General features: G+C 62.5%; 23 protein-coding genes and 1 other RNA gene. 10 read left to right on the top strand and 14 right to left on the bottom strand.

The features are described 5' to 3' along the window. The first annotated feature begins 101 nt into the window (after positions 1–101). From trhA to AC1D1B_RS06635, 4 genes are all read left to right on the top strand, one after another. Complete coding sequence (gene trhA, locus AC1D1B_RS06650) at positions 102–797, top strand: PAQR family membrane homeostasis protein TrhA (RefSeq protein WP_477330420.1); 696 nt, start codon at positions 102–104, stop codon at positions 795–797. A gap of 183 nt (positions 798–980) precedes the next feature. Continuing rightward, complete coding sequence (locus tag AC1D1B_RS06645; protein WP_181062209.1) at positions 981–2,006, top strand: MotA/TolQ/ExbB proton channel family protein; 1,026 nt, start codon at positions 981–983, stop codon at positions 2,004–2,006. A gap of 1 nt (position 2,007) precedes the next feature. Further along, on the top strand, positions 2,008–3,036 hold the full coding sequence (locus tag AC1D1B_RS06640; protein ID WP_477330418.1) for a peptidoglycan -binding protein: 1,029 nt from the start codon (positions 2,008–2,010) through the stop codon (positions 3,034–3,036). 238 nt (positions 3,037–3,274) lie between these two features. Beyond that, positions 3,275–3,700, top strand: a complete 426-nt coding sequence (locus tag AC1D1B_RS06635; RefSeq protein WP_477330416.1) for a hypothetical protein — start codon at positions 3,275–3,277, stop codon at positions 3,698–3,700. Positions 3,701–3,772: 72 nt separating this feature from the next. On the opposite strand, the gene AC1D1B_RS06630 is transcribed toward AC1D1B_RS06635, so the two are convergent. After that, positions 3,773–4,126 (bottom strand): DUF1304 domain-containing protein, encoded by a 354-nt coding sequence (locus AC1D1B_RS06630; protein WP_477330414.1) that lies wholly within the window; start codon positions 4,124–4,126, stop codon positions 3,773–3,775. A gap of 152 nt (positions 4,127–4,278) precedes the next feature. Between AC1D1B_RS06630 and AC1D1B_RS06625 the strand changes: the two genes are divergently transcribed. Further along, positions 4,279–5,766: a carboxypeptidase M32 gene (locus AC1D1B_RS06625; protein WP_477330412.1), complete on the top strand. Its 1,488-nt coding sequence runs from the start codon at positions 4,279–4,281 to the stop codon at positions 5,764–5,766. Positions 5,767–6,002: 236 nt separating this feature from the next. Further along, positions 6,003–8,045 (top strand): DUF3857 domain-containing transglutaminase family protein, encoded by a 2,043-nt coding sequence (locus AC1D1B_RS06620; protein WP_477330410.1) that lies wholly within the window; start codon positions 6,003–6,005, stop codon positions 8,043–8,045. Positions 8,046–8,066: 21 nt separating this feature from the next. Here AC1D1B_RS06620 and AC1D1B_RS06615 read toward each other — a convergent pair whose 3' ends face one another. After that, positions 8,067–9,869, bottom strand: a complete 1,803-nt coding sequence (locus tag AC1D1B_RS06615; RefSeq protein WP_477330409.1) for an ABC transporter transmembrane domain-containing protein — start codon at positions 9,867–9,869, stop codon at positions 8,067–8,069. A gap of 206 nt (positions 9,870–10,075) precedes the next feature. On the opposite strand from AC1D1B_RS06615, the gene rpmE reads away from it, so the two are divergent. Continuing rightward, positions 10,076–10,297 carry a 50S ribosomal protein L31 gene (rpmE, locus tag AC1D1B_RS06610; protein WP_023668748.1) on the top strand — a complete coding sequence of 74 codons (222 nt, stop codon included), beginning with the start codon at positions 10,076–10,078 and terminating at the stop codon, positions 10,295–10,297. 324 nt (positions 10,298–10,621) lie between these two features. Here rpmE and AC1D1B_RS06605 read toward each other — a convergent pair whose 3' ends face one another. Then, positions 10,622–11,257, bottom strand: coding sequence for a TetR/AcrR family transcriptional regulator (locus AC1D1B_RS06605; protein WP_477330407.1), 636 nt, complete (start codon positions 11,255–11,257; stop codon positions 10,622–10,624). Between the two features lie 111 nt (positions 11,258–11,368). Here AC1D1B_RS06605 and AC1D1B_RS06600 point away from each other — a divergent pair, with 111 nt between their 5' ends. Beyond that, the gene (locus tag AC1D1B_RS06600) at positions 11,369–12,202 is read left to right on the top strand and encodes an NAD(P)H-binding protein (RefSeq protein WP_477330405.1); all 834 of its coding nucleotides are present in this window, start codon (positions 11,369–11,371) and stop codon (positions 12,200–12,202) included. A 1-nt stretch (position 12,203) separates the two neighbouring features. After that, the gene (locus AC1D1B_RS06595; RefSeq protein WP_112559690.1) at positions 12,204–12,680 is read left to right on the top strand and encodes an anthrone oxygenase family protein; all 477 of its coding nucleotides are present in this window, start codon (positions 12,204–12,206) and stop codon (positions 12,678–12,680) included. A gap of 32 nt (positions 12,681–12,712) precedes the next feature. Here AC1D1B_RS06595 and AC1D1B_RS06590 read toward each other — a convergent pair whose 3' ends face one another. The 10 genes from AC1D1B_RS06590 to AC1D1B_RS06545 all read right to left on the bottom strand — a co-directional run bounded on the left by AC1D1B_RS06590 (position 12,713) and on the right by AC1D1B_RS06545 (position 18,248). Then, positions 12,713–13,018, bottom strand: coding sequence for an Rdx family protein (locus AC1D1B_RS06590; protein WP_477330403.1), 306 nt, complete (start codon positions 13,016–13,018; stop codon positions 12,713–12,715). Between the two features lie 13 nt (positions 13,019–13,031). Continuing rightward, complete coding sequence (locus AC1D1B_RS06585; protein WP_023668740.1) at positions 13,032–13,781, bottom strand: YebC/PmpR family DNA-binding transcriptional regulator; 750 nt, start codon at positions 13,779–13,781, stop codon at positions 13,032–13,034. Between the two features lie 229 nt (positions 13,782–14,010). Then, entirely contained in the window at positions 14,011–14,298 is a 288-nt protein-coding gene (locus AC1D1B_RS06580; protein ID WP_477330401.1) for a BrnA antitoxin family protein, read from the bottom strand. Continuing rightward, positions 14,279–14,566: a BrnT family toxin gene (locus tag AC1D1B_RS06575; protein ID WP_477330400.1), complete on the bottom strand. Its 288-nt coding sequence runs from the start codon at positions 14,564–14,566 to the stop codon at positions 14,279–14,281. The genes AC1D1B_RS06580 and AC1D1B_RS06575 overlap by 20 nt, the downstream gene beginning before the upstream one ends. A gap of 83 nt (positions 14,567–14,649) precedes the next feature. Continuing rightward, positions 14,650–15,411, bottom strand: coding sequence for a TerC family protein (locus tag AC1D1B_RS06570; protein ID WP_477330398.1), 762 nt, complete (start codon positions 15,409–15,411; stop codon positions 14,650–14,652). A 73-nt stretch (positions 15,412–15,484) separates the two neighbouring features. Beyond that, a complete protein-coding gene (locus AC1D1B_RS06565) occupies positions 15,485–16,309 on the bottom strand; it encodes a TIGR00282 family metallophosphoesterase (protein WP_181057751.1) in 825 nt (274 codons plus the stop codon). A gap of 56 nt (positions 16,310–16,365) precedes the next feature. Beyond that, the gene (locus AC1D1B_RS06560; protein WP_477330396.1) at positions 16,366–16,893 is read right to left on the bottom strand and encodes a hypothetical protein; all 528 of its coding nucleotides are present in this window, start codon (positions 16,891–16,893) and stop codon (positions 16,366–16,368) included. A gap of 69 nt (positions 16,894–16,962) precedes the next feature. Then, positions 16,963–17,547: a 5-formyltetrahydrofolate cyclo-ligase gene (locus tag AC1D1B_RS06555; protein WP_477330394.1), complete on the bottom strand. Its 585-nt coding sequence runs from the start codon at positions 17,545–17,547 to the stop codon at positions 16,963–16,965. Between the two features lie 94 nt (positions 17,548–17,641). Next, a non-coding RNA gene (gene ssrS, locus AC1D1B_RS06550) (6S RNA) lies at positions 17,642–17,797 on the bottom strand. Between the two features lie 25 nt (positions 17,798–17,822). Further along, complete coding sequence (locus AC1D1B_RS06545; protein WP_477330392.1) at positions 17,823–18,248, bottom strand: DUF4345 domain-containing protein; 426 nt, start codon at positions 18,246–18,248, stop codon at positions 17,823–17,825. Between the two features lie 147 nt (positions 18,249–18,395). Between AC1D1B_RS06545 and AC1D1B_RS06540 the strand changes: the two genes are divergently transcribed. Continuing rightward, positions 18,396–19,235, top strand: a complete 840-nt coding sequence (locus AC1D1B_RS06540; RefSeq protein ID WP_477330390.1) for an AAA family ATPase — start codon at positions 18,396–18,398, stop codon at positions 19,233–19,235. 44 nt (positions 19,236–19,279) lie between these two features. On the opposite strand, the gene AC1D1B_RS06535 is transcribed toward AC1D1B_RS06540, so the two are convergent. Further along, on the bottom strand, positions 19,280–20,824 hold the full coding sequence (locus AC1D1B_RS06535; protein WP_477330388.1) for an MFS transporter: 1,545 nt from the start codon (positions 20,822–20,824) through the stop codon (positions 19,280–19,282). Positions 20,825–20,918 lie beyond the last annotated feature (94 nt).

Raw genomic sequence — 20,918 nt, 5'->3', positions numbered from 1 at the left:
TGCTGGGGCAGCGCGCTGAAGCGCCGCAGTCGTAAAACCGCAACCAAAGCTTGAAATACTGCGTGACGACCGCCCAGATATGGGCTGATGCAGGATTTTCGATGACACCGCTTTCCCCGCCTGAATCGCCAATTGAAATCCCCTTTGTCGGGCGCTGGCACTATTCGCGCGCGGAGATGATCGCCGACGGCATTGTGCACGCGGTCGGCATCGTGCTGGCGATAGCGGCGGGCTCGGCCTTGCTGGCACTGGCCGCTTTCCATGCAGGTCCCGGCGAATACGTCGCCGCTGTCTTCTTTGTGGTGTCGCTGCTGACCGTGCTGTCGGTTTCGCTCACCTACAATCTGTGGCCGGTGACATCGCCGGCGAAATGGATCTTGCGGCGCTTCGACCATGCGGCGATCTATCTCCTGATCGCGGCGACCTACACGCCCTTTCTGGCCCAGCTCGACGGCTCGCCGCTGGCGCTGCCGATGATTGTCCTTGTCTGGACCGCGGCCGTGACCGGCATCGCCATAAAAGTATTTCTGCCTGGCCGCTTCGACCGCCTGGCCATCGTCTTCTATCTCGCCATCGGGTGGAGCGGCATCGTTCTGGTCAAGCCGCTGGTCGCGACATTGCCGACGACGTCGATCGCGCTGATCGTCGCCGGCGGCATCGTCTATTCCTGCGGCGTCATTTTCTTCGCGTGGAAGGGGCTGCGCTTCCACAATGCCGTCTGGCACGGCTTTGTCATCACCGGCGCCGGGCTGCATCTTGCCGCCATGGTCGACTGCCTGGTCATCAACCGCCTCTAAACGGCGGAGCGCCGCCCGATCTGTCGGGCAATATTGCCAAGCGCCATTCAATTTGGTCACAATTCCGTTTAGAGTCGCGAATTACGTGATCGGCGGCACTGGAGCAGTTCCAGGGAAAGTGTGAGCGGTTTCCCGTTCGGAATTGCGTCAAGGCAAATAAAGAGCATCGGAAACGGGGCACGGATGGCTTTTCTCAGATCCTTCGGCGTGGGCAGACGCTCTGATGTCCTGATGTACGATCCGCACAAACTGTCGAGCCCGCAGGTTTTCCTCCTGACCATGGTCATCTTCCTGGTCATCGTCGCCTTCATCGCCGCCATCCTCACCCGCCAGATTTCCACCGCTTTCGGCAGCAATCCTGGTCTTAACGGCCTGATCGTCGGCGTGCTGGTGGTCGGCATCCTGCTTGCCTTCACCCAGGTCGGACGGCTGTTTCGCGAGGTGCGCTGGGTCAATTCCTTCCGCGCCGGTTCCGAAACCACCGAACCGGTGCTGCTGGCGCCGATGAAGGCGATGATCGGCCGTTCCTCGACAGTGGCCTTCTCGACCTCCTCGATGCGCACCATGCTGGATTCGATCGCCACCCGCCTTGACGAAAGCCGCGACACCTCGCGCTACCTCGTCGGCCTGCTGGTGTTCCTCGGCCTGCTCGGCACCTTCTGGGGCCTGTTGAACACCATCGGTTCGATCCGCGAGACCATCGAATCGCTCGATCCCGGCACCGGTGACGCCGCCGCCGTGCTCGATTCGCTGAAACAGGGGCTGTCGGCACCGTTGGCCGGCATGGGCACCGCCTTCTCGTCCTCGCTCTTCGGCCTGTCCGGTTCGCTGGTGCTCGGCTTCCTCGACCTGCAGGCCGGCCGCGCCCAGACCCGTTTCTACACCGAGCTTGAAAACTGGCTGTCTTCGGTCACCGATCTCTCCTCCGACATCGTCGTTGCCGATCCGGCCAAGAGCGAACCTTCCGACGAGATCCGCCTTTTGTCGGAACGGCTGCGCAGCATGCAGGAAAACGGCGGCGGCTCCAATCCGCGCGTCGCCACCGCCATGGCCAATCTCGCCGACGGCATTTCCGGCCTGGTCAAGAACATGCGCTCCGAGCAGCAGATCATGCGCGACTGGGTCGAAGCCCAGTCGGACGAGCAGAAGGCGATGCGCAACACGCTGGAAAAGATCGCCGACGCCCTGAAGAAGCCCGGGGTCCATTAACATGGCGCTCGCCAAGCGGCGCACCGACCGCCGCATCGACTATTGGCCGGGCTTCGTCGACGCGCTGTCGACACTGCTGCTCGCCATCATGTTTCTGCTCACCGTCTTCGTGCTGGCGCAATTCCTGCTCGGCCGCGAACTCTCGGGCAAGGATACCGCGCTCACACGCCTCAACTCGCAGATCAACGAACTGACCCAGCTTCTGGCGCTGGAGCGTTCAAGCACGCAGGACAAGGATGATTCGCTGGCCAATCTGCAGGCGTCGCTGTCGGCGGCGGAAGCAGAAAAGAGCCGGCTGGAACAATTGCTGGCGCAAGGTGCAGGCGCCGGCGACGCCGCCAATCAGCGTGCGGCTCAACTGGGCGGCGAACTCGACAACCAGCGCCAGATCAGCCAGCAGGCGCTGAGCCAGGTCGAGATCCTCAACCAGCAGATCGCAGCACTTCGCAAGCAGATCGGTTCGCTCGAGGATGCCCTTAATGTGTCTGAAACCCGCGACCGCGATTCCAACACCAAGATCGCCGATCTCGGCCGTCGGCTGAACGTCGCGCTGGCGCAGCGCGTGCAGGAACTAAATCGCTACCGTTCCGACTTTTTCGGCCGCCTGCGCGAAATACTCGCCGACCGCGAGAACATCCGCATCGTCGGCGACCGTTTCGTCTTCCAGTCGGAAGTGCTGTTCCCGACCGGTTCCGAAGTGATCAACGATGCCGGCAAGGTCGAGATGAAGAAGCTCGCCGACGCCATCATCGAACTGCAGAAGGAAATCCCCCCGGAGATCAACTGGGTGCTGCGCGTCGACGGCCACACCGACAACAAGCCGCTGTCCGGCACCGGCCGCTACCGCGACAATTGGGAACTGTCGACGGCGCGTTCGACCTCGGTGGTCAAGTTCCTGATTGAAAACGGCGTGCCCGCCAACCGGCTGGTCGCCGCCGGCTTCGGCGAATTCCAGCCGCTCGACCCCGCCGACACCGAAGACGCCCGCAACAAGAATCGCCGCATTGAACTGAAGCTCACCGAACGGTGATTTTTAGTCACGCGAATTTGTTCGCCGGCTCAACTCTAGGGCGCAAGGCAGCCTCGGCAAGGCCTGAAAACATTATCTTTTTTTAATTACACTTCGCGTTTCCGGGCTCCTAATTTGCCGCGCAGGGCCGAGACCCGCCGGCGATGCCTCCCATCGCGACGCGACGGAACCCGACGGCCCGCCCCGGAAGGCTGAGCGAAAGCGCTTGCCCCTTCCACAGCAGGAGGAGACGCACATCATGCGTACTTTGAAGACTCTCAGGACTGCAGCCCTCACCACACTACTGATCGCCGTTCCGCTCGCCGGCGCCTATGCCGCCGGACATCACAAGGGCGCCCTCGACGCCAGCGACCCGACCGACATGACCGGTCCGCGCGTGACCGGCCTCATTGAGCAGGTGCAGGGCGTCGAACAGGGCATCACCGACGCGCGCGAGGCAAAGACCATCTCGACTTCAGAAGCGCAGCGGCTTCATCAGCGCGCGGCGCATATCAGCCAGGCCGCCGAACGGGTCGCCGGATCGGATCATGGCAGGATCCCGGCCACGCAGTATCACGACCTGCTGCGCCGCCTCGATAACGTCAACCAGAAGCTGATGGTCGATACCGGCAGCGGCTTCCTGATGGGCGATGGCTCCGACGGCGGCCACTATCCGAACGGCTGAGGTCCGCTCCGATATCCCAAGAGTGAGCAAGGGACTGTCTGACGCCCTTGGCTCCAAGGGCGTCTTTTTTTGTCACCAGCCGAGCCAGAGCGCGACGAGCGCAACCACCGCCGGCACGGTCTGGATATACAGGATTTTCCTGCTGGCGGTCGCCGCGCCATAGAGCCCGGCGATGGCGACGCAAAGCAGGAAGAACACCTTGATCTGGAATCCCGCCGCGCCGAGATAGAGGCCCCAGATCAGCCCGGCGGCAAGGAAGCCGTTGTAGAGCCCCTGATTGGCGGCCAGCACCTTCGAGGCGCTCGCGAAATCCGGCTTGAGGTTGAACGCCTTGTGGCCACGCGGCGTGTCCCACAACACCATCTCCAGGTAGACGATATAGAGGTGGATCAAGGCCACCAGCCCGACCAGAATATTGCCGATCATCCTACGCTCCCCTCATGGCGGTGTTGCGCCGCCGGCAAGCATTCCACGCACGCCCTTACCTGTGCAAGCTGCATCGGCGAGAGCAACCTTTGAGGGTTGCCAAGCCTGGCGCATTGGTATCTTTTCCCGCCGTCCAAAACGCGGAACCTGCCATGTCCTTCCAAAAACTCGATGACCTCGGCCACAAGCTCGAAGCGCTGGAACATGCGCTCGCCATCCTCGGCGCCGACGAGGCGACCCACATGGCCGTCGGTGGCGGCGAGAAACGCGCCGAAGCCATGTCTTCCCTGGCCGGCATGTTGCATGCCCGGGCAACCGCGCCGGAGATCGCCGACTGGCTCGCGGCCGCTGAACAGGAGGCGTTGAACGAGGAGCAGCAGGCGGCGGTCCGCGAATTGCGCCGGCAATACACCAACCTGACCTGCCTGCCGGTCGAGTTCGTCGAGCGCCAGACGGTGGCGCGCATGCGCTCCGAGCAGCTCTGGCGTGACCTGCGCGCCAAGAACGACTGGGCCGGCTTTCTGCCGGCGCTCGAAGGTGTCGTGGCACTGGTGCGCGAGGAGGCAGCGCTGCGCGCCGACGCGCTCGGCCTCGCCCCCTACGACGCGCTGATGGAACAGTACGACCCCGGCAACCGCGCGGCCGACATCACGCCGGTCTTCACTGAGCTGAAGACGTTTCTGAAAGGCTTCGTGCCGCAAGCGCTGGCCGTGCAGGAGGAACGGCTGGCCAAGCACCCGCTGAAGCCGCTTTCCGGCAGCTATGCGATCGATAAACAGCGCGAGCTTGGTCTTGCCATGATGGCGGCAGTCGGCTTCGACCTTACCCACGGCTCGCTGTCGGTGTCGCATCACCCTTTCTGCGGCGGCGTGCCGAGCGACGTGCGCATCACCACGCGCTACAAGACCTCCGATTTCCTGTCGGCGCTGATGGGCGTGCTGCACGAAACCGGCCACGCGCTCTACGAGCAGAACCTGCCGAAGGCCTGGGCGCACTGGCCGCTCGGCAAGGCGCGCGGCATGGCGGTGCATGAAAGCCAGAGCCTGTTCGTCGAAAAGCAGATCGGCCGCAACCCCGAATTCTGGCGTTGGGCGCTGCCGGTGGTCGAAAAGCATCTCGGCGAGGCCTGGTCGCTCGACGACATCCTGCCGCATGTGCACCGGGTCGAACGCGGCCTGATCCGCGTCGACGCCGACGAGGTCACCTATCCGCTGCATGTCATCCTGCGCTACGAGCTGGAGCAGGAGCTTGTCTCGGGACGGCTGCAGGCGGCCGACCTGCCCGAGGCATGGGACGCCAAGATGCGGGAGTATCTTGGCCTGTCGACCATCGACAACCCGGCCGACGGACCGATGCAGGACGTGCATTGGCCAGGTGCCGCCTTCGGCTATTTCCCGTCCTATACGCTGGGCGCGATGATGGCGGCGCAACAATGGGCAGCGCTGACACGCGAGCATCCTTCCGCCGATGGCGACCTGGCCAAGGGCAATTTCGCCGCCATCAACGGCTGGCGTCGCGGCAAGATCTGGTCGCAGGGCTCGCGCTGGTCGACGCCCGACCTGCTCGAACGCGCCACCGGCGAGAAGCTCAACGCCGCGCATTTCACCCGTCACCTGAAACAGCGCTACGGGGCCGACTAGTTCCGGCCGCCGCAGGCTCCAAAAACATCGGCCGATGAGCTTTACTTCTGCTGGAAAGCCTCTGAAAAAGAGTTGTTTTTGGAATTGCGTCAAAACAAAGGGGCGGAGCGGTTCAGCGTTTTCCGTGAAACGATGAACCGGTCTAGAGTTGGCGAAGCTGGATGTCGGCCTGTATTGGTTTTCGTGTGATCAAGTCTTGCTGGCGGCTCATCGGCTTCGCCCTCTTTCTGATCAGCTTGAGTTCTCCGGCCCTGTCCGACGAGGTGGTTCTTATCGGACCAGCGCCGTCCTGGACCAGGCTGATCGATGTTCCCTCGGCCGACGCCACCCGATCCGACCAGATCAGGAACGGCATCTCGTGGCTGCTCTCGGACGACCAGATCGTCCACCGCACCGGCGGTTACGACCAATACTCGCGCACGGTCTACAAGATCGTCGACCGGCCAGGCCTCGAGCAGGGCGCCGGAATCAACCTGCAGTTCGATCCGTCGCGGCACAGAGTCACCTTGAACCATCTGCGCATCATCCGCGATGGCGCCGTGATCGACCGGCTGGCAAGCACGAAATTCGATATTTTCAGGCAGGAAAAGGACGCCGAGAAAGGCCTGTACGACGGCTGGCTGACGGCCCATGTCAACGTCGAAGACGTGCGTGTCGGCGACATTGTCGACTATGCGACGACCTACGAAGTCACGCCGCTTGTCGGCAAGGATCTTTTCTTCTTCAGCTTTGCGACGGAGTGGGAAGAGCCGGTGGCGCTCATCCGTGCAAACATCGTCTGGCCTGCCAGTCAGCCGCTTCAAATCAAGGCAAGGGGAACGGAACTCAAGCCGGCGATCTCGTCGTCGGAATCGGACACTGTCTACTTGTGGGAGATCCGCAATCCGAAGCCGGTGAAGGTCGAGGACAACCTGCCGGCGCAGTATCCGGCCTGGGGCTCCGTCGACGTGGCCTCGACCGCGAACTGGCAAAGCGTCGTCGACGCCATTGCGTCCCACTACAGGCCGGTGACCGATTTTCCCGCCGACTTCGCAGCCAAGCTAGACGACATCGCCGTCAAGCATCCCGTGGCCGAAGACCGGTTGATCCAGGCGACGCGGCTGGTGCAGGACCAGATCCGTTATGTCAGCCTGTCGATCGGTGCGGGATCCTACGTTCCGCGCGATCCAGCGACTGTCCTGCAAAGCGGGTTTGGCGACTGCAAGGACAAGGCATTGCTGCTTGCCTCGTCGCTTGTTCGACTTGGCATTTCTGCCGAGGTCGCCCTGGCCGATCTCGATCATGGGCGGGCCTTGGACCAGCACCTGCCGGCGCTGCGCGATTTCGACCATGCCATCGTCAAGGCGAAGATCGGAACCCAGACATACTGGCTGGATGCCACCAACGATCTTCAGGGCGGCAAGGCATACAATCTTGCGCAGGCCGATTATGGGTTCGCGCTGCCGCTTTCCAGCACCGGCGGATTGGAGAAGATGCCAACCCCGGAACTGACCAGCCCATCGATCCAGGTCGCCGAAGAATTCGACTTTCCGGAGAAGCCGGGCGATCCTTTGTCGCTGACGGTCTTTTCCATGTACGAAGGCGCCGACGCCGATTCGGTGCGCAACAGGCTGGCTGGCCAGTCGCTGACCGAACTGTCGGACAACTACCTTAAATATTACAGCAAGCAGTATTCGGGCATTCAAAGCGTCGCAAAGCTGGAAATCCTGGATCGACGCGACGGCAACGTCGTCAGCGTGAAAGAAAGCTACTCACTGCCGACGCAGGCGCTGGCGGCCAACGATCTTGCCAAGAATTTCCCCATCCAGGCGGCGGATCTCGGCAATTATCTCCCGGCCCCGACCATCGTCGGCCGCCGCGGCCCCATATTCCTCGGCTCTCCGTATTACCGTCGCCACAGTGTGACCGTGCGCAACCTCAAGGCGAGGTTCTCCGGCGATGAAATAAAAAACATCGTGACACCCTATGTGTCGCTGAAGACGTCGTGGAGCAACACACCAACCGAATTCCGGGTGGAATGGAATTTGCAGACGCTGGCGAGGGAAGTTCCTGCCACGGCCATTGCGGATTATCTGAAATCCGTCGAGGACATCTCAAAGGACGTTCAGTGGGAGTATGACTTCACCTACATCGATCCGCCGACCGCCGAAGTGAAGGTCAGCGATCCGGACACGCAACAGCGACAGATCATCGCCAGCATGTTCCTTTTGACCTTGTTCGTCGGTGTGCCGGTATTCATCGCTGTCCGGCGCGGGCGGCGCCAGCCTGCCCGCAGCTGAACTCTATCTGCGTAGCAACGATTACTCCGCCGCACCTCTGAAGGCGCTGGCGCCGGTTTCGAACTGCAGCTTGGCCAGCCGCGCATAGATGCCGCCCTTGGCGACCAGGCTCTGATGTGTGCCTTCCTCGACGATGCGGCCGCCATCCATGACCAGGATGCGGTCGGCCTTCAACACCGTTGCCAGCCGGTGCGCGATGACGATGGTGGTGCGGCCCTGCATCAGCCGCTCCAGCGCCGTCTGCACCAGCGTTTCGCTTTCGGCGTCGAGCGCCGAGGTCGCTTCGTCGAGCAACAGGATCGGCGCATCGCGCAGGATGGCGCGGGCGATCGCCACGCGCTGGCGCTGGCCACCGGACAAGGTCACGCCGCGCTCGCCGACCTGGCTGTCATAGCCCTTGTCGAGCCTCAGGATGAACTCGTCGGCCAGCGCATCCCTGGCGGCTGCCTCGATCTCGGCATTCGAGGCGCCCGGCCGGCCAAAGCCGATATTGTCGCGCGCGCTCGCCGCAAAAATGGTGACATCCTGCGGCACGATGGCGATGCGCTCGCGGACATCGGCCGGATCGGCCTCGCGCACGTCGACGCCGTCAATGGCGATACGGCCGGTCTCGGGATCGTAAAAGCGCAGGATCAGCGAAAACACCGTGCTTTTCCCCGCGCCCGAGGGACCGACGATCGCCACCGTCTCGCCCGGCTTGACCTGGAAACTCAAGCCATGGACGGCGGCGCGGTCGGGCCTTGCCGGATAGGAGAAGGAAACGTCGTCGAAGCTGATCGCGCCTTTCGCCTTGGCCGGCAGCGGCAGCGGATTGGCGGGCGACTGAATCGCTGGCGTCTCGTCGAGGATCTCGGTCAGCCGTTCGGCAGCACCCGCCGCCTGGGCAAGCTCGCCCCAGACTTCCGACAACGCGCCGAGCGCTCCGGCGGCAAACACCGAATAGAGCAGGAACTGGCCGAGCGTGCCGGGCGACATCGTGCCGGCAAGCACATCGCGCGAGCCGAACCACAGCACCGCCACGACGGAGGAAAAGATCATGAAAATGGCAAAGAAGGTGAGCAGCGAGCGGGAGAAGATCGATGAGCGCGCCGCCTGGAAGGCGGCTTCCACCGCAGCCGAAAACCGCCCGGTGACCAGCGTCTCGTTGGTGAAAGCCTGCAGCGTGCGCACCGCGCCGATCTGCTCGCTGGCATAGGCGGTCGCCTGCGCCAAAGTGTCCTGCGCCTGCCGCGACCGGCGCCGGACCGAACGGCCGAAGGCGACCAGCGGCAGCACGATCAGCGGAATGGCCGCGATCACCAGGCTGCACAGTTTCGGACTGGTGACGACCATCATCGCCACCGCGCCGAGGCCGAGGATGACGTTGCGCAACGCCACCGAGGCAGTAGCGCCGACGGCGGATTTGACCTGCGTCGTGTCGGCGGCAAGCCGCGAGACGATCTCGCCTGACTGGGCGGTGTCGAAAAAGGAAGGCGACAGCGTCGTGACATGCGAAAACACATCGCTGCGGATGTCGGCAACGACCCGCTCGCCGAGCGTGATGACGAAATAGTAGCGGCCGGCCGATGCCGCCGCCAGAAGGGCAGCCATCGCCACCAAAGCGGCGAAATATTCGGCGATGAAAGTGGTGCTGGAAGCGCTGAAACCGTGGTCGATCATACGCCGCACGGCGAGCGGCAGCGTCAGCGTCGTGGCCGCCGCGATGGCCAGCGAAATGACGGCGCCGATGACCAGTTTGCGGTAGCGGGCAATGTAGGGAGAAAGGCGCCTGAGCGGCCCGAGCGAGCGTCTGCGCTCGTCTTGCTCGCCGCTGATATCCGCCATGACCGTTTCCTCTGGCCGCTTCCAGGTGAGCGCTTTCAATATGCGCCCGCCGCGGCCTTGTGATTCAATTCCGGCTGATGTATAGGCTCGCCGACCGTTTTAGAAGCCGTGGCTTTTCAATAGCTGCGGCTTCGAGTTTTAAAAAGGGGCGCATCGACGCAGGCCACGGGCCCGTCGGCAGGTGCCATAAGCCAGGAAGCACGACAATGAAGGCCGACATCCATCCCGACTACCACACCATCAAGGTCGTCATGACCGATGGCACCGAATACTCGACCCGTTCGACCTGGGGCAAGGAAGGCGATACGATGAACCTCGATATCGACCCGACCACGCACCCGGCCTGGACCGGCGGCCAGCAGACCCTGCTCGACCGCGGCGGCCGCCTGTCGAAGTTCAAGAAGCGCTTCGAAGGCTTCGGCCTCTAAGCCTTATCGGCTCCTCACAGATCAAAAACCCGCCCTTGTGGCGGGTTTTTTGTTGGCCACAGCTCCCTTCTCCCCGTCTCTCTACGGGGAGAAGGTGCCGGCAGGCGGATGAGGGGCAGCGCCAGCGTCGGCAAATTAGCCATCAGCAGATAGCCCGCTTGAGAATTCGGTGGTGGTTCGCGACGTCAAATGTCATAGGCCAGTGCTGCCCCTCACCTGCCTGCCGGCATCCTCTCCCCGTATAGTGACGGGGAGAGGGGCGCTCTCGCCAATGGCTTCGCTAATCGCCAGCGCTGCCGTACAAGCCCCAAGCACGGGTGGTCTCTACCCTTCCAACAACTCCCTCAGCGCCATACGCTTGTAGGCGGCGACCAGTCTGTCGCCTTCCTCCCGATCGACCGAGATCGCCAGCCGCACAGCGGCTTCGCCCATTTGCCAGACCAGAAACGCTGCCGTCTCAAGCGCCACCGGATCGGCACCGGGTTGCAGGCGCTTCAGCACGGCGGTCAGGAATTCCGCATTGGTGCGGCTGTCGGCGAGCTCGAGCTGGCGCAGCGCCTTGTCGGCCTGGGTGCCCGACCATATGTCGCGCATCACCGGCTCGGCCAGGAACAGCCGGTAGTAGATATCGACCAGCTCCGAAAACGCCTGCCGCAGGCCTTCGGCGTCGCCGACATCCTTTAGTGCCGAGGAGATGCAGGCCTGGCTCTCGGCGGTGTAGCGCTCGGCCAGCGCCCAGACGATCGCCCGCTTGTCGGGAAAGAACTGGTAGAGCGAACCGATCGACACCTCTGCCCGTTCCGCCACCTCCCCCATGCGCATGGCGTCGCTGCCTTGCTCGGCAATCAGCGCCGAGGCGGCGGCCAGCATCCGCTCGACCCGCTCGCGGCTGCGTTGCTGGCTGGGTGCCCGCCGCGGTGATCCGACCTGCCCATCCTGCTCAACGGTCCTGCCTTCCATGGTCCCTCCAAGAATTTTTCAGCGAACGCGCTTGACTTGAAGAATACGAGGGTTTATCACGTTTTGCAAATATGAGGATTACTCATGTTTGAAACAGAGAGGAAACCAAAAATGACTGACACGACTTCAAAACCAATCCTGATCCTCGGCGGCACCGGCAAGACCGGCCGTCGCCTCGCCGAGCGCCTGACCGCAAAGGACGTTCCCGTGCGTATCGGCTCGCGCTCGGGCAGCCCACGCTTCGACTGGGAAGTTCCGGCGACCTGGGGTCCGGCCATGCAAGGCGTCAGCGCCATCTACATCAGTTACTATCCCGACATCGCCGTGCCGGGTGCCGCCGAGACTGTCGGCGCCTTCGCCAGGCTTGCAGTGGCCAATGGCGTCACCCGCCTGGTGCTGCTCTCCGGGCGCGGCGAGACCGAGGCCCAGCGCGCCGAAGAGATGGTCAAAGCCTCGGGCGCCGACTGGACGATCCTGCGCTGCGCCTGGTTTTCGCAGAACTTCAGCGAAGGCTTTCTCGTCGAGTCCCTGCTGCAAGGCGAAGTAGCCTTGCCAGTCGGCAATGTGGGTGAGCCCTTTATCGATGCCGACGACATTGCCGACGCGGCCTTCGTTGCGCTGACCGAGCCAGGCCATTTGGGCCAGCTCTATGAGCTGACCGGGCCGCGGCTGCTAAGCTTCGCCGAGGCGGTCGCCGAGATCGCCAAGGCGGCCGGCCGCGACATCCGCTATATCAAGGTCTCGCATGACGAATTCACCGTCGCGATGGCCGCATATGAACTGCCGCCCGAAATCTCCTGGCTGCTCAACGAGCTGTTCACCGAAGTGCTTGACGGCCGCAACGAGACGCTGACTGACGGCGTCCAGCGTGTACTTGGCCGTGCGCCGAAAGACTTTTCCGCCTACGCAAATGAAACCGCCGCAACCGGCATCTGGAGCAACTGAGATGATCAAGCTTCTTCCCACCCTCACCATCATTGCCGCAATCGGCTCGGGCGTCGTCGGCGGCGTGTTCTTCGCCTTTTCCAACTTCGTCATGGCGGCGCTTGCCCGACTGCCCGTCCCTCAAGGCATTGCGGCGATGAATTCGATCAACATCACGGTGATCACCCCGACCTTCATGACGGCGCTGTTCGGCACCGGCCTGCTCTGTCTGGTGCTTATCGCCGCCGTCATCATGGGCTGGAGCCAGTCGGGCTCCTACTGGCTGCTTGCCGGCGCGGTGATCTACCTGATCGGCAACCCGATCGTGACCATGGTCTTCAATGTGCCGCTCAACGATGCGCTCGCCGCTGTCGATCCGGCCAGCGCCAATGGCGCCGCCGTGTGGGCGAACCATCTGAACCAATGGGTGATGTGGAACCACGTCCGCACCATCACCGCCATCGTGTCGATGGCCTGCTTCATCTTCGCATTGCTGTGAAACGGTACGTCGCAAATGCAAAAGACCTCGCCTTAGGCAGGGTCTTTTTGCGTGTGACCTTTGCGGTCGGAATGGCCTAGATCGCGCTCGGGATCGATGACGTCGCGCACCAGCTGCTTGAGCTTGGCGGCGTCGGGAAAGCCGCCGTCGCGCTTACGGTCCCAGATGAGCCGATCGTTGGAGGAAATGGTGAAGATGCCGCCCGTGCCGGGCACCAGCGTCACTTCGCCGAGATCCGTGCCGAAAGTGGAGAGCAGTTCCTGCGCCATCCAGCCGGCGCGCAGCAGCCACTGGCATTGCGTGCAATAGGTGATGCGGATGGTGGGTAGCTCGCTCATGTTCGAGTTTCGATCACGCCGCGCTGAGCTTGGCCATGGTCTCGTCGTCGACCTCGAAATTGGCGTAGACGCTCTGCACGTCGTCGTCATCCTCGAGCGTTGCGACCAGCTTCATCAGCGACTGTGCGCGCTCCTCGTCGACCGGGACATTGTTCTGCGGCTGCCAGATCGGCTTCACCGATTCGGCCTCGCCGAGCGAGGCTTCCAGCGCCTTCGACACTTCGCCCATGCTCTCGAAGGCACAGTAGATGGTGTGGCCTTCCTCGTCGGACTCGACGTCATCGGCACCGGCCTCGATCGCCGCGTCCATCACCTTGTCGGCGCTCCCGGCGGAAGCCGGATAGTAGATCTCGCCGGCGCGGTTCCACATGAACGACACCGAGCCGGTTTCGCCGAGTGCCCCGCCGGCCTTGGTGAAGGCGGCGCGCACGTTCGAAGCCGAACGGTTGCGGTTGTCGGTCAGCGCCTCAACGATCAGCGCCACGCCGCCCGGGCCGTAGCCTTCATAGCGCACCGCTTCGTAATTCTCGGCATCGCCCATCGACGCCTTGTTGATGGCGCGCTGGATGTTGTCCTTGGGCATCGACACAGCCTTGGCGTTCTGGATCGCCAGGCGCAGGCGCGGGTTCATCGATGGATCGGGCGTCCCGCTCTTGGCGGCGACGGTGATTTCGCGCGCCAGCTTGGAAAACATTTTCGACCGCACCGCGTCCTGGCGGCCCTTGCGGTGCATGATGTTCTTGAACTGTGAATGGCCAGCCATGGCACCCCTGTCGTCTTCGGCTAGAGCATTGCGAAGCGAGGCGACGATGCCCAGCCTTCCCGCAAATGCTCGAATTTAAATCTCAGAACGTCTCTCGCATGCCTGCGAAGGCATACGGCGCTCTTTCTCGGAATGGCCGGCTTATAGATAAATCGGCTCAATTCGTCCAGACACGGCGTAGGGCGGATGCTGCAGCGGCCACGGACGATCTCCTATAGCCAGTGCACCGTCAGCTTCGGCGCTTTTCCTGTTCGACAACATGATGGCGGAGCACACGATTGATTTCGGTTTGGTAGCCGCCACCCCGGACATGTTCCTTGAACCATGATAGCACGTCAGCATCGAGACGAATGGTCACCGGCTGCTTGAGCGGTCGATAGAGATGCCCGCGGCGGGCATGAAGCCAGCTTTCGGCCGGAGCCTCCGGAATATCCGACGTATCGATTTCGCTGTCAGGCAACTCGGCCAGCTTGGCGAGTTGGCTGCGCTGATCTTGGCTAAGGTCCTTCTTGCTCATAGCGCTTCCTTTCATGCGGCGTCGCCTTTCGGGCACCAACAATCCGAACCCGCTCTTCATCTTCGCTATCGGGATAAGTGTGGACAACCAACAGCACCACTACGGTTCCGATCATCCCGATCGCGTGCCATCGTTGCTCACCATCCTCAAACCGGTCAGGCACGATTAGATGAAGCGGATCATCAAATACCTTCTGGGCGAGATCGAATGCGATACCGTGCTTGGCGAGATTGCGCCTGGCTTTTTCAGGATCCCACTCGAACCGCAAAGCAGCACCATTGCTAGTTACAATAATGTACGTACAATTTTGTAAGAGTCAACCCAAAATCTCCGCGCCCCGACCGCCCAGCCTCAGTGCCCGCCGCCGGATTTCCTGCGTCGTCGCGCCAGCATGTTGAGCCCTTCGACCAAGGCGGAAAAGCCCATGGCGGCGTAGATGTAGCCCTTCGGCACATGGTAGCCCATGCCGTCGGCGATCAGCGTCATGCCGATCATCAGCAGGAAGCCCAGCGCCAGCATGACGATGCTCGGGTTCTTGGCGATGAAATTGGCGAGTGGCCCGGCCGCCAGCATCATCGCGCTCACCGCCACGATGACGGCGATGTACATGATGGCGATCTCGTCGGTCATGCCGACGGCGGTGATGATGGAATCGATCGAGAAGACGAGGTCGAGCAGCAGGATCTGGAAGATGGCGCCAGCAAGCGAGATCTGCAGCGTTTCGCCCATCATCGTGTCCTTGTGATCCTCCGGATCGACCGTGTGATGGATTTCCTTGGTCGCCTTCCACACCAGGAACAGGCCACCGGCGATCAGGATCAGGTCGCGCCAGGAAAAACCATGGCCGAAGGCGGTGAACACCGGCGTCGTCAGCTGCACGATGATGGAAATGGTGGCGAGCAGCACCAGCCGCATGATCAGCGCCGCCGAGATGCCGAGACGGCGGGCGCGGGCGCGCTGCGCTTCCGGCAATTTGTTGGTCAGGATCGAGATGAAGATCAGATTGTCGATGCCGAGCACGACCTCGAGCACTATCAGCGTCAGCAACGCGACCCAGGCGGTGGGGTCGGAAACAAATTGAAAATGCGGCGCAAAGAATTCGATCAGCTGCATGGAGGTCGTCCCCTCTTTAACGATCTAGAGCAGTTTCGTCGCCAGTTAGGTACTGTACTCGACTATATCAATGTCACGACCAGAAGGATGGCGCGGTTTCTTCGAGCCGCGGCCCGCGACGAAACGGCGCGATCTTCTCGGTCAGGCCGGTGCGGTCGGAAATATCGACGCCGATGCCACACAATGTCGCCGGTCCGGTCGCCGCCTCGAACCGGCCTTTCGGCACTTTCGACAGGAACCGGTTGAGCGGCTCTTCCTTGTCCATGCCGAGCGAGGAATCATAATCGCCGCACATGCCGGCGTCGGACATGTAGCCGGTGCCGCCATTGAGAATCTGGTGGTCGGCGGTCGGCTGGTGCGTATGGGTGCCGATGACCAGGCTGGCGCGGCCGTCGACGAAATGCGCGAAGCACATTTTCTCCGAAGTCGCCTCGGCGTGGAAATCGATGACCACGGCGTCGGCCTGCTCGCCCAGCGGACAGGCCGCCAGCTCGCGCTCACCGGCCTGGAACGGATCGTCGAGCTCGGGATGCATGAACACCCGGCCCATAATGTTGGCGACCAGCACGCGCGCGCCGTTTTTGGCGATATAGACGCCGGAGCCGCGCCCCGGCGTGCCCTTGGGGAAATTGGAGGGGCGCAGGAAGCGCTCCTCGCGCGGCGCAAAGATCAGCGCGTCTCGCTGGTCCCAGACATGGTTGCCGGTGGTGACGACATCGGCACCGGCGGCGATGGTGTCGCGAAAAATATCTTCGGTGATGCCGAAGCCGCCGGCGGCGTTCTCACCGTTGACGATGACGAAATCGAGTTTGAAATCGGAGATCAGGCCCGGCAGTTGTTCCCACACTGCCGTACGTCCCGATTTGCCCACCATGTCGCCGAGGAAGAGAAGTCTCATGCCCACTTCTATCCAGAGGCACGGACGCTAGGCAAGCGCTACCGGGGCGATTGGCGCTAACGCCGGCCGAAAGTATCACGCTGCTGAGGCGGCTTGGCGTCCGCGCCTGCAACGCGAACAGGCGGAGGCATCATCGGCGGCGCGTTGCGTCCGCGCAGCCAGAAGAACCAGATGTAGAACGCGGTGAACCCGCCGGTAACGGCAAGGAGCAGCAACCCGCCGCGCCAGCCCTTCATTGCGGCGGTATCGAGGGACGATGGATCGGCAGGGTCGTAGTAAAATTCCACCTGATCGCCTTTGGACGCCGTGTCGAGACCGATGATCTTCCCCTTGCCGGACCAGGTCATCGGTGCATCGTTGGCGACATAGGTGACGGCAACATTGATGCCTTCGGTGGTCAGGCCATTCCTCTGCATTTCGCCGTAGGGACTGACATCCGTCACAGTGGCAACCGTCTGATGCCAGGCGAACTGGTGATGCAGGGCGGTTCCGACGATGTGCAAGCCCATCGCGAACAGCGTCACCGCAACGAGGACGAACGGCATCAGCAGGAAGCGTGCTAGGACAAACATGATGGCCGCCATCGGCTCGGACTGTATTGCAGGAATACTATCCGGCATGTCTTGGAAACGCGTTAAACGGATCACGATTTTTTAAGCGATATCGAAGCGGCGCAACCCGCTCTCAGTGAGTATTTCCGGGATGACCACGTCATGGTTCTCGTCCGGCACTTGCGCCACCTCCTGGCAATCGAAGGCGATGCCGATCAGCCGTGGCGGCTGGCCCTTGTCGATCAGCCTGGCGATGGCGCGGTCGTAGTAGCCGGCGCCGTAGCCGATGCGATGGCCGCGCGCGTCGAAGGCGGCTAGCGGCACCAGCATCACCGAGGGGTCGAGCTCCTCGGCTTCCTCATGCGGACCGACCGTGCCAAAACCCATCTCGACCATCGGCGCGCCGCGCACCAGTTCGCGAAAGACGATTGTGCTCTTGTCGAGGATGGCCGGCAGGCAAAGCCTGGCTCCCTTCTCGCGCAAGGCAAACATCAGCGGCCTGACGTCGACTTCCGATCGCATCGGCCAGAAAGCTGAAACGATCTGGCCAGGCTCGATAGCGAGGTGATCGCGCGCCGTCTCGGCCATCTCAAGTGCGATCTCCACCCGCCACATCGGATCGAGCGCATCGCGGCGGCCGAGGGCTTCGCGGCGCAGCTGTTTTTTCAGGTCTTTGGGAGATGTCATGTGGCCAAGGTAGAAAGGGTCACGGCAGGGCGGAGTTTTAAGAGCGACGTTTTCTACCGCATCACCCACCAAATGCGTGGATGCAGGCAAGAAATGACGATCCACACAACCGGTGGAGAGAGCGATCCCGGGAACCTACAAAGTAGGTGGGCGCCGTATGAGAAAACCCACGGGTCTTCCCAGGGACAGCTCCCTAAGGATCGTTAAGGCCCCGGGGAAAATGTTCTCCTGCCGGGAAGCGCAGATCGCCAAGCCCAATATAGGCGGCTCACCACCTAAGCGCCAGAGAGTTGGGCATTCTCGGCGGCTTTATTCGCAACGCGGCTTTGCCACCAGACCAGCGCAGGCACCGCGAGCAGTTCGATCGTCAGTCCGGCGATGTGCCCGCGTGACGGCAAACCGGCCGCGAACAGCGAGACAAGCCGCGCCAGCCCGCCGGCGAAAGTGCAGGCGGCAAGCAGCCGAAACCGCTCGGTCTTTGTCTCGATGTCGGGAATGCAACTGTACCAGGCGATGCCGATGGCCAGAAAGAACCCGGACAGGAAGCGGAAATGGCTGTCGAGATCGATCGGCCAGGGTGCGACGACATCAAGGAAGTCCTGCCCCGACAACACGCCTTCCAGGCCGACCAGCACCGGCGTCGCCGCCAGCACGGCGACGACGATTTGCAGTGCTGTCTTGCCTGATATCGTTTCGGTCACGCCACCACCCCTTCAGCCCACCGCGCGGCCTTGCGATAGCAACGGATGTTTTCTTCAAGGGTTTCAAGCCCATTCGTCACAGTCGGCTCGCCCTTGCACAGGCCGGGCGGCGTCCTTACGGTCGCGATGACCAATCGAGGAGCAAGAATGCGTTTTGAAGGCACGGCGGACTATGTCGCCGACAAGGATCTGATGGTGGCGGTCAACGCGGCGATCGCGCTGGAGCGGCCCTTGCTGGTCAAGGGCGAGCCCGGCACCGGCAAGACCGAACTTGCCCGCCAGGTGGCATCGGCGCTTGGCCTCGACCTGATCGAATGGCACGTCAAGTCGACGACGCGGGCGCAGCAGGGGCTCTATGAGTATGACGCGGTCTCGCGGCTGCGCGACAGCCAGCTCGGCGACGAGCGCTTCAATGACATCAGGAACTACATCAAGCGCGGTAAGCTTTGGGAGGCCTTCGCGGCCGGCAAGAAGGTCGTGCTGTTGATCGACGAGATCGACAAGGCCGATATCGAGTTCCCCAACGATCTGCTGCAGGAGCTCGATCGGATGGAGTTCTTCGTCTACGAGACCGGCGAGACGATCCGCGCCGCTGTGCGCCCGATTGTCATCATCACCTCCAACAATGAGAAGGAACTGCCCGACGCCTTCCTGCGCCGCTGCTTCTTCCACTACATCCGCTTTCCCGATGTCGAGACGCTGCACAAGATCGTCGACGTGCACTATCCCGGCATCAAGCAGAATTTGGTGCGCGCGGCACTCACCCAGTTCTACGAGATCCGCGACGTGCCCGGCCTAAAGAAGAAGCCCTCGACATCGGAAGCGCTCGACTGGATCCGGCTGTTGGTCGCCGACGATATCGCGCCGGAGGATCTCCGCACCGACCCGAAGAACGCGCTGCCCAAACTGCATGGCGCGCTGTTGAAGAACGAGCAGGACGTGCATCTGTTCGAACGCCTGGCCTTCATGGCCAGGCGGCAGGGATGAGGATCGGTCGGCCGAGCTGACAGCTGTGAGCGGGCTTCCGCCGCTTACTCGGCGGGAGCAAACCCTCTCTCCTGCGGCGTGACGCGCTTTGGTCCGAAGATGGCGAAACCGATGACCGACAGGGCAAGAACGCCGATCCCACAATAGAGCATGACCCAGCCGAAGCCGTTGACCAGAGCGGCGTGCACGATAGCGCCGGAGGGGTCGAGGGTTGCGAGTTCAGGCATCTCCTGTGCGAGGCCATGGAGATTCCCGGTGGCGACCCTTTCCGCCAGCGCGCGCACTTCGCCTGAGCTCAAGGCCACGCCAAATGCACTGCTGAGATAAGAGACGATGCCCTGCGTCAGCAACAGGCCGAGCACCGCTATGTTGATGGCGAGTGTGATCAGGCGTGCGCTGATATCGATGCCGGACGCCATGCCGGCGCGATCCGGCGACACCGCGCCGGTCGTGGTGTTGGTGGTCGGCGAGTTGGTGAGGCCGATGCCGATGCCGGCGATCAGCGTGCCAGGCAGCATGGTCAGCCAGGTCGCCCCTTCAAGCCCGGAGCCGATCCACATGGCGATGAAACCGATCCCCAATGTCAGCAGGCCGAGCGGGATGGCAATCCGTGCCTGATAGCGGGCGCGAATGCGCTCGGCGATAGGCGGCATCACCATGAAGGGCAGCGTGTAGACGAGCAGCAGCAGGCCGGTCGTCGTGCTGTCGTAGCCAAGCACGCCGGAGTAATAGATCGGCAGATAGATGATGAACGGCCAGTAGCTGAAATTCATGCCGATCGCGCCCATGATCGCGCCCGAAAACTGGCGGATGCGAAACACCGAAAAATCGAACATCGGATAGGGATTGACCCACTCGGCGACAAGGAAAGCGATGAAGGCCGCCACCGCCGCCGCAATCACGCCGATGCGGGCACTGGCTCCGAGATCCGCGCCTTGGGTGATCAGATAGGAGAAGCCGAAGACAGCGGCTGACAGCGTCAGCATGCCAGCCCAGTCGAGCCTCTGGGCGTTGTGATCGCGCGATTGCGTAACACCGGCGCCGATGAAGGCGAGCGCTAGGATCGCCAGCGGCACGTGGATGAGGAAGACCCACTGCCAGTTCGACAGCGCCACGATCAGACCGCCGATGGCGGGACCGAACCCAAGCCCGATGCCCGCGACGACGCTCCAGGCGACAAAAGCCTTGCCGCGCGCCTTTCCGTCCTGGAACTGGTGCGACAGCACCGCCACGCTGCAGGTCAGCATCGCGCCGCCGGCAAGGCCTTGCAGGAAGCGGGCGGCGATCAGCAGCGGCGCGCTGGGGGCGAGGCCGCACAGCAGCGAAGCGAGGCCGAAGGCGACGGTGGTGATCACCATCACGCTCTTGCGGCCGAAGCGGTCGGCCAATGTCCCCGTGGCCATCAGCACCGTCGTGCAAGCAATGGTGTAGGCATTCATGATCCACTGCAGATCCCTGAAATCGGCGGCGAGCACGCTTTCCAGTTTCGGCAGGATCACCGGCACGCTGGAGATCTCGAGCCCGAACAGCAGCGACGCCAGGCAGACGCCGGTAAGCGCAATGGTGTTTCGTTGAATGGGCAACGGCATATCGATCTCTCTCCATCGGAACAGGGACGGCGGCGCGCTTCAAACCGCGATCAGGTTGAAATAGAGGAGACTTGATCATGAAAAAAGGCTATGA

The organism is Mesorhizobium sp. P2_C5_2, assembly GCF_056404535.1.
This window is presented reverse-complemented; position numbering and strand designations above follow the sequence as displayed.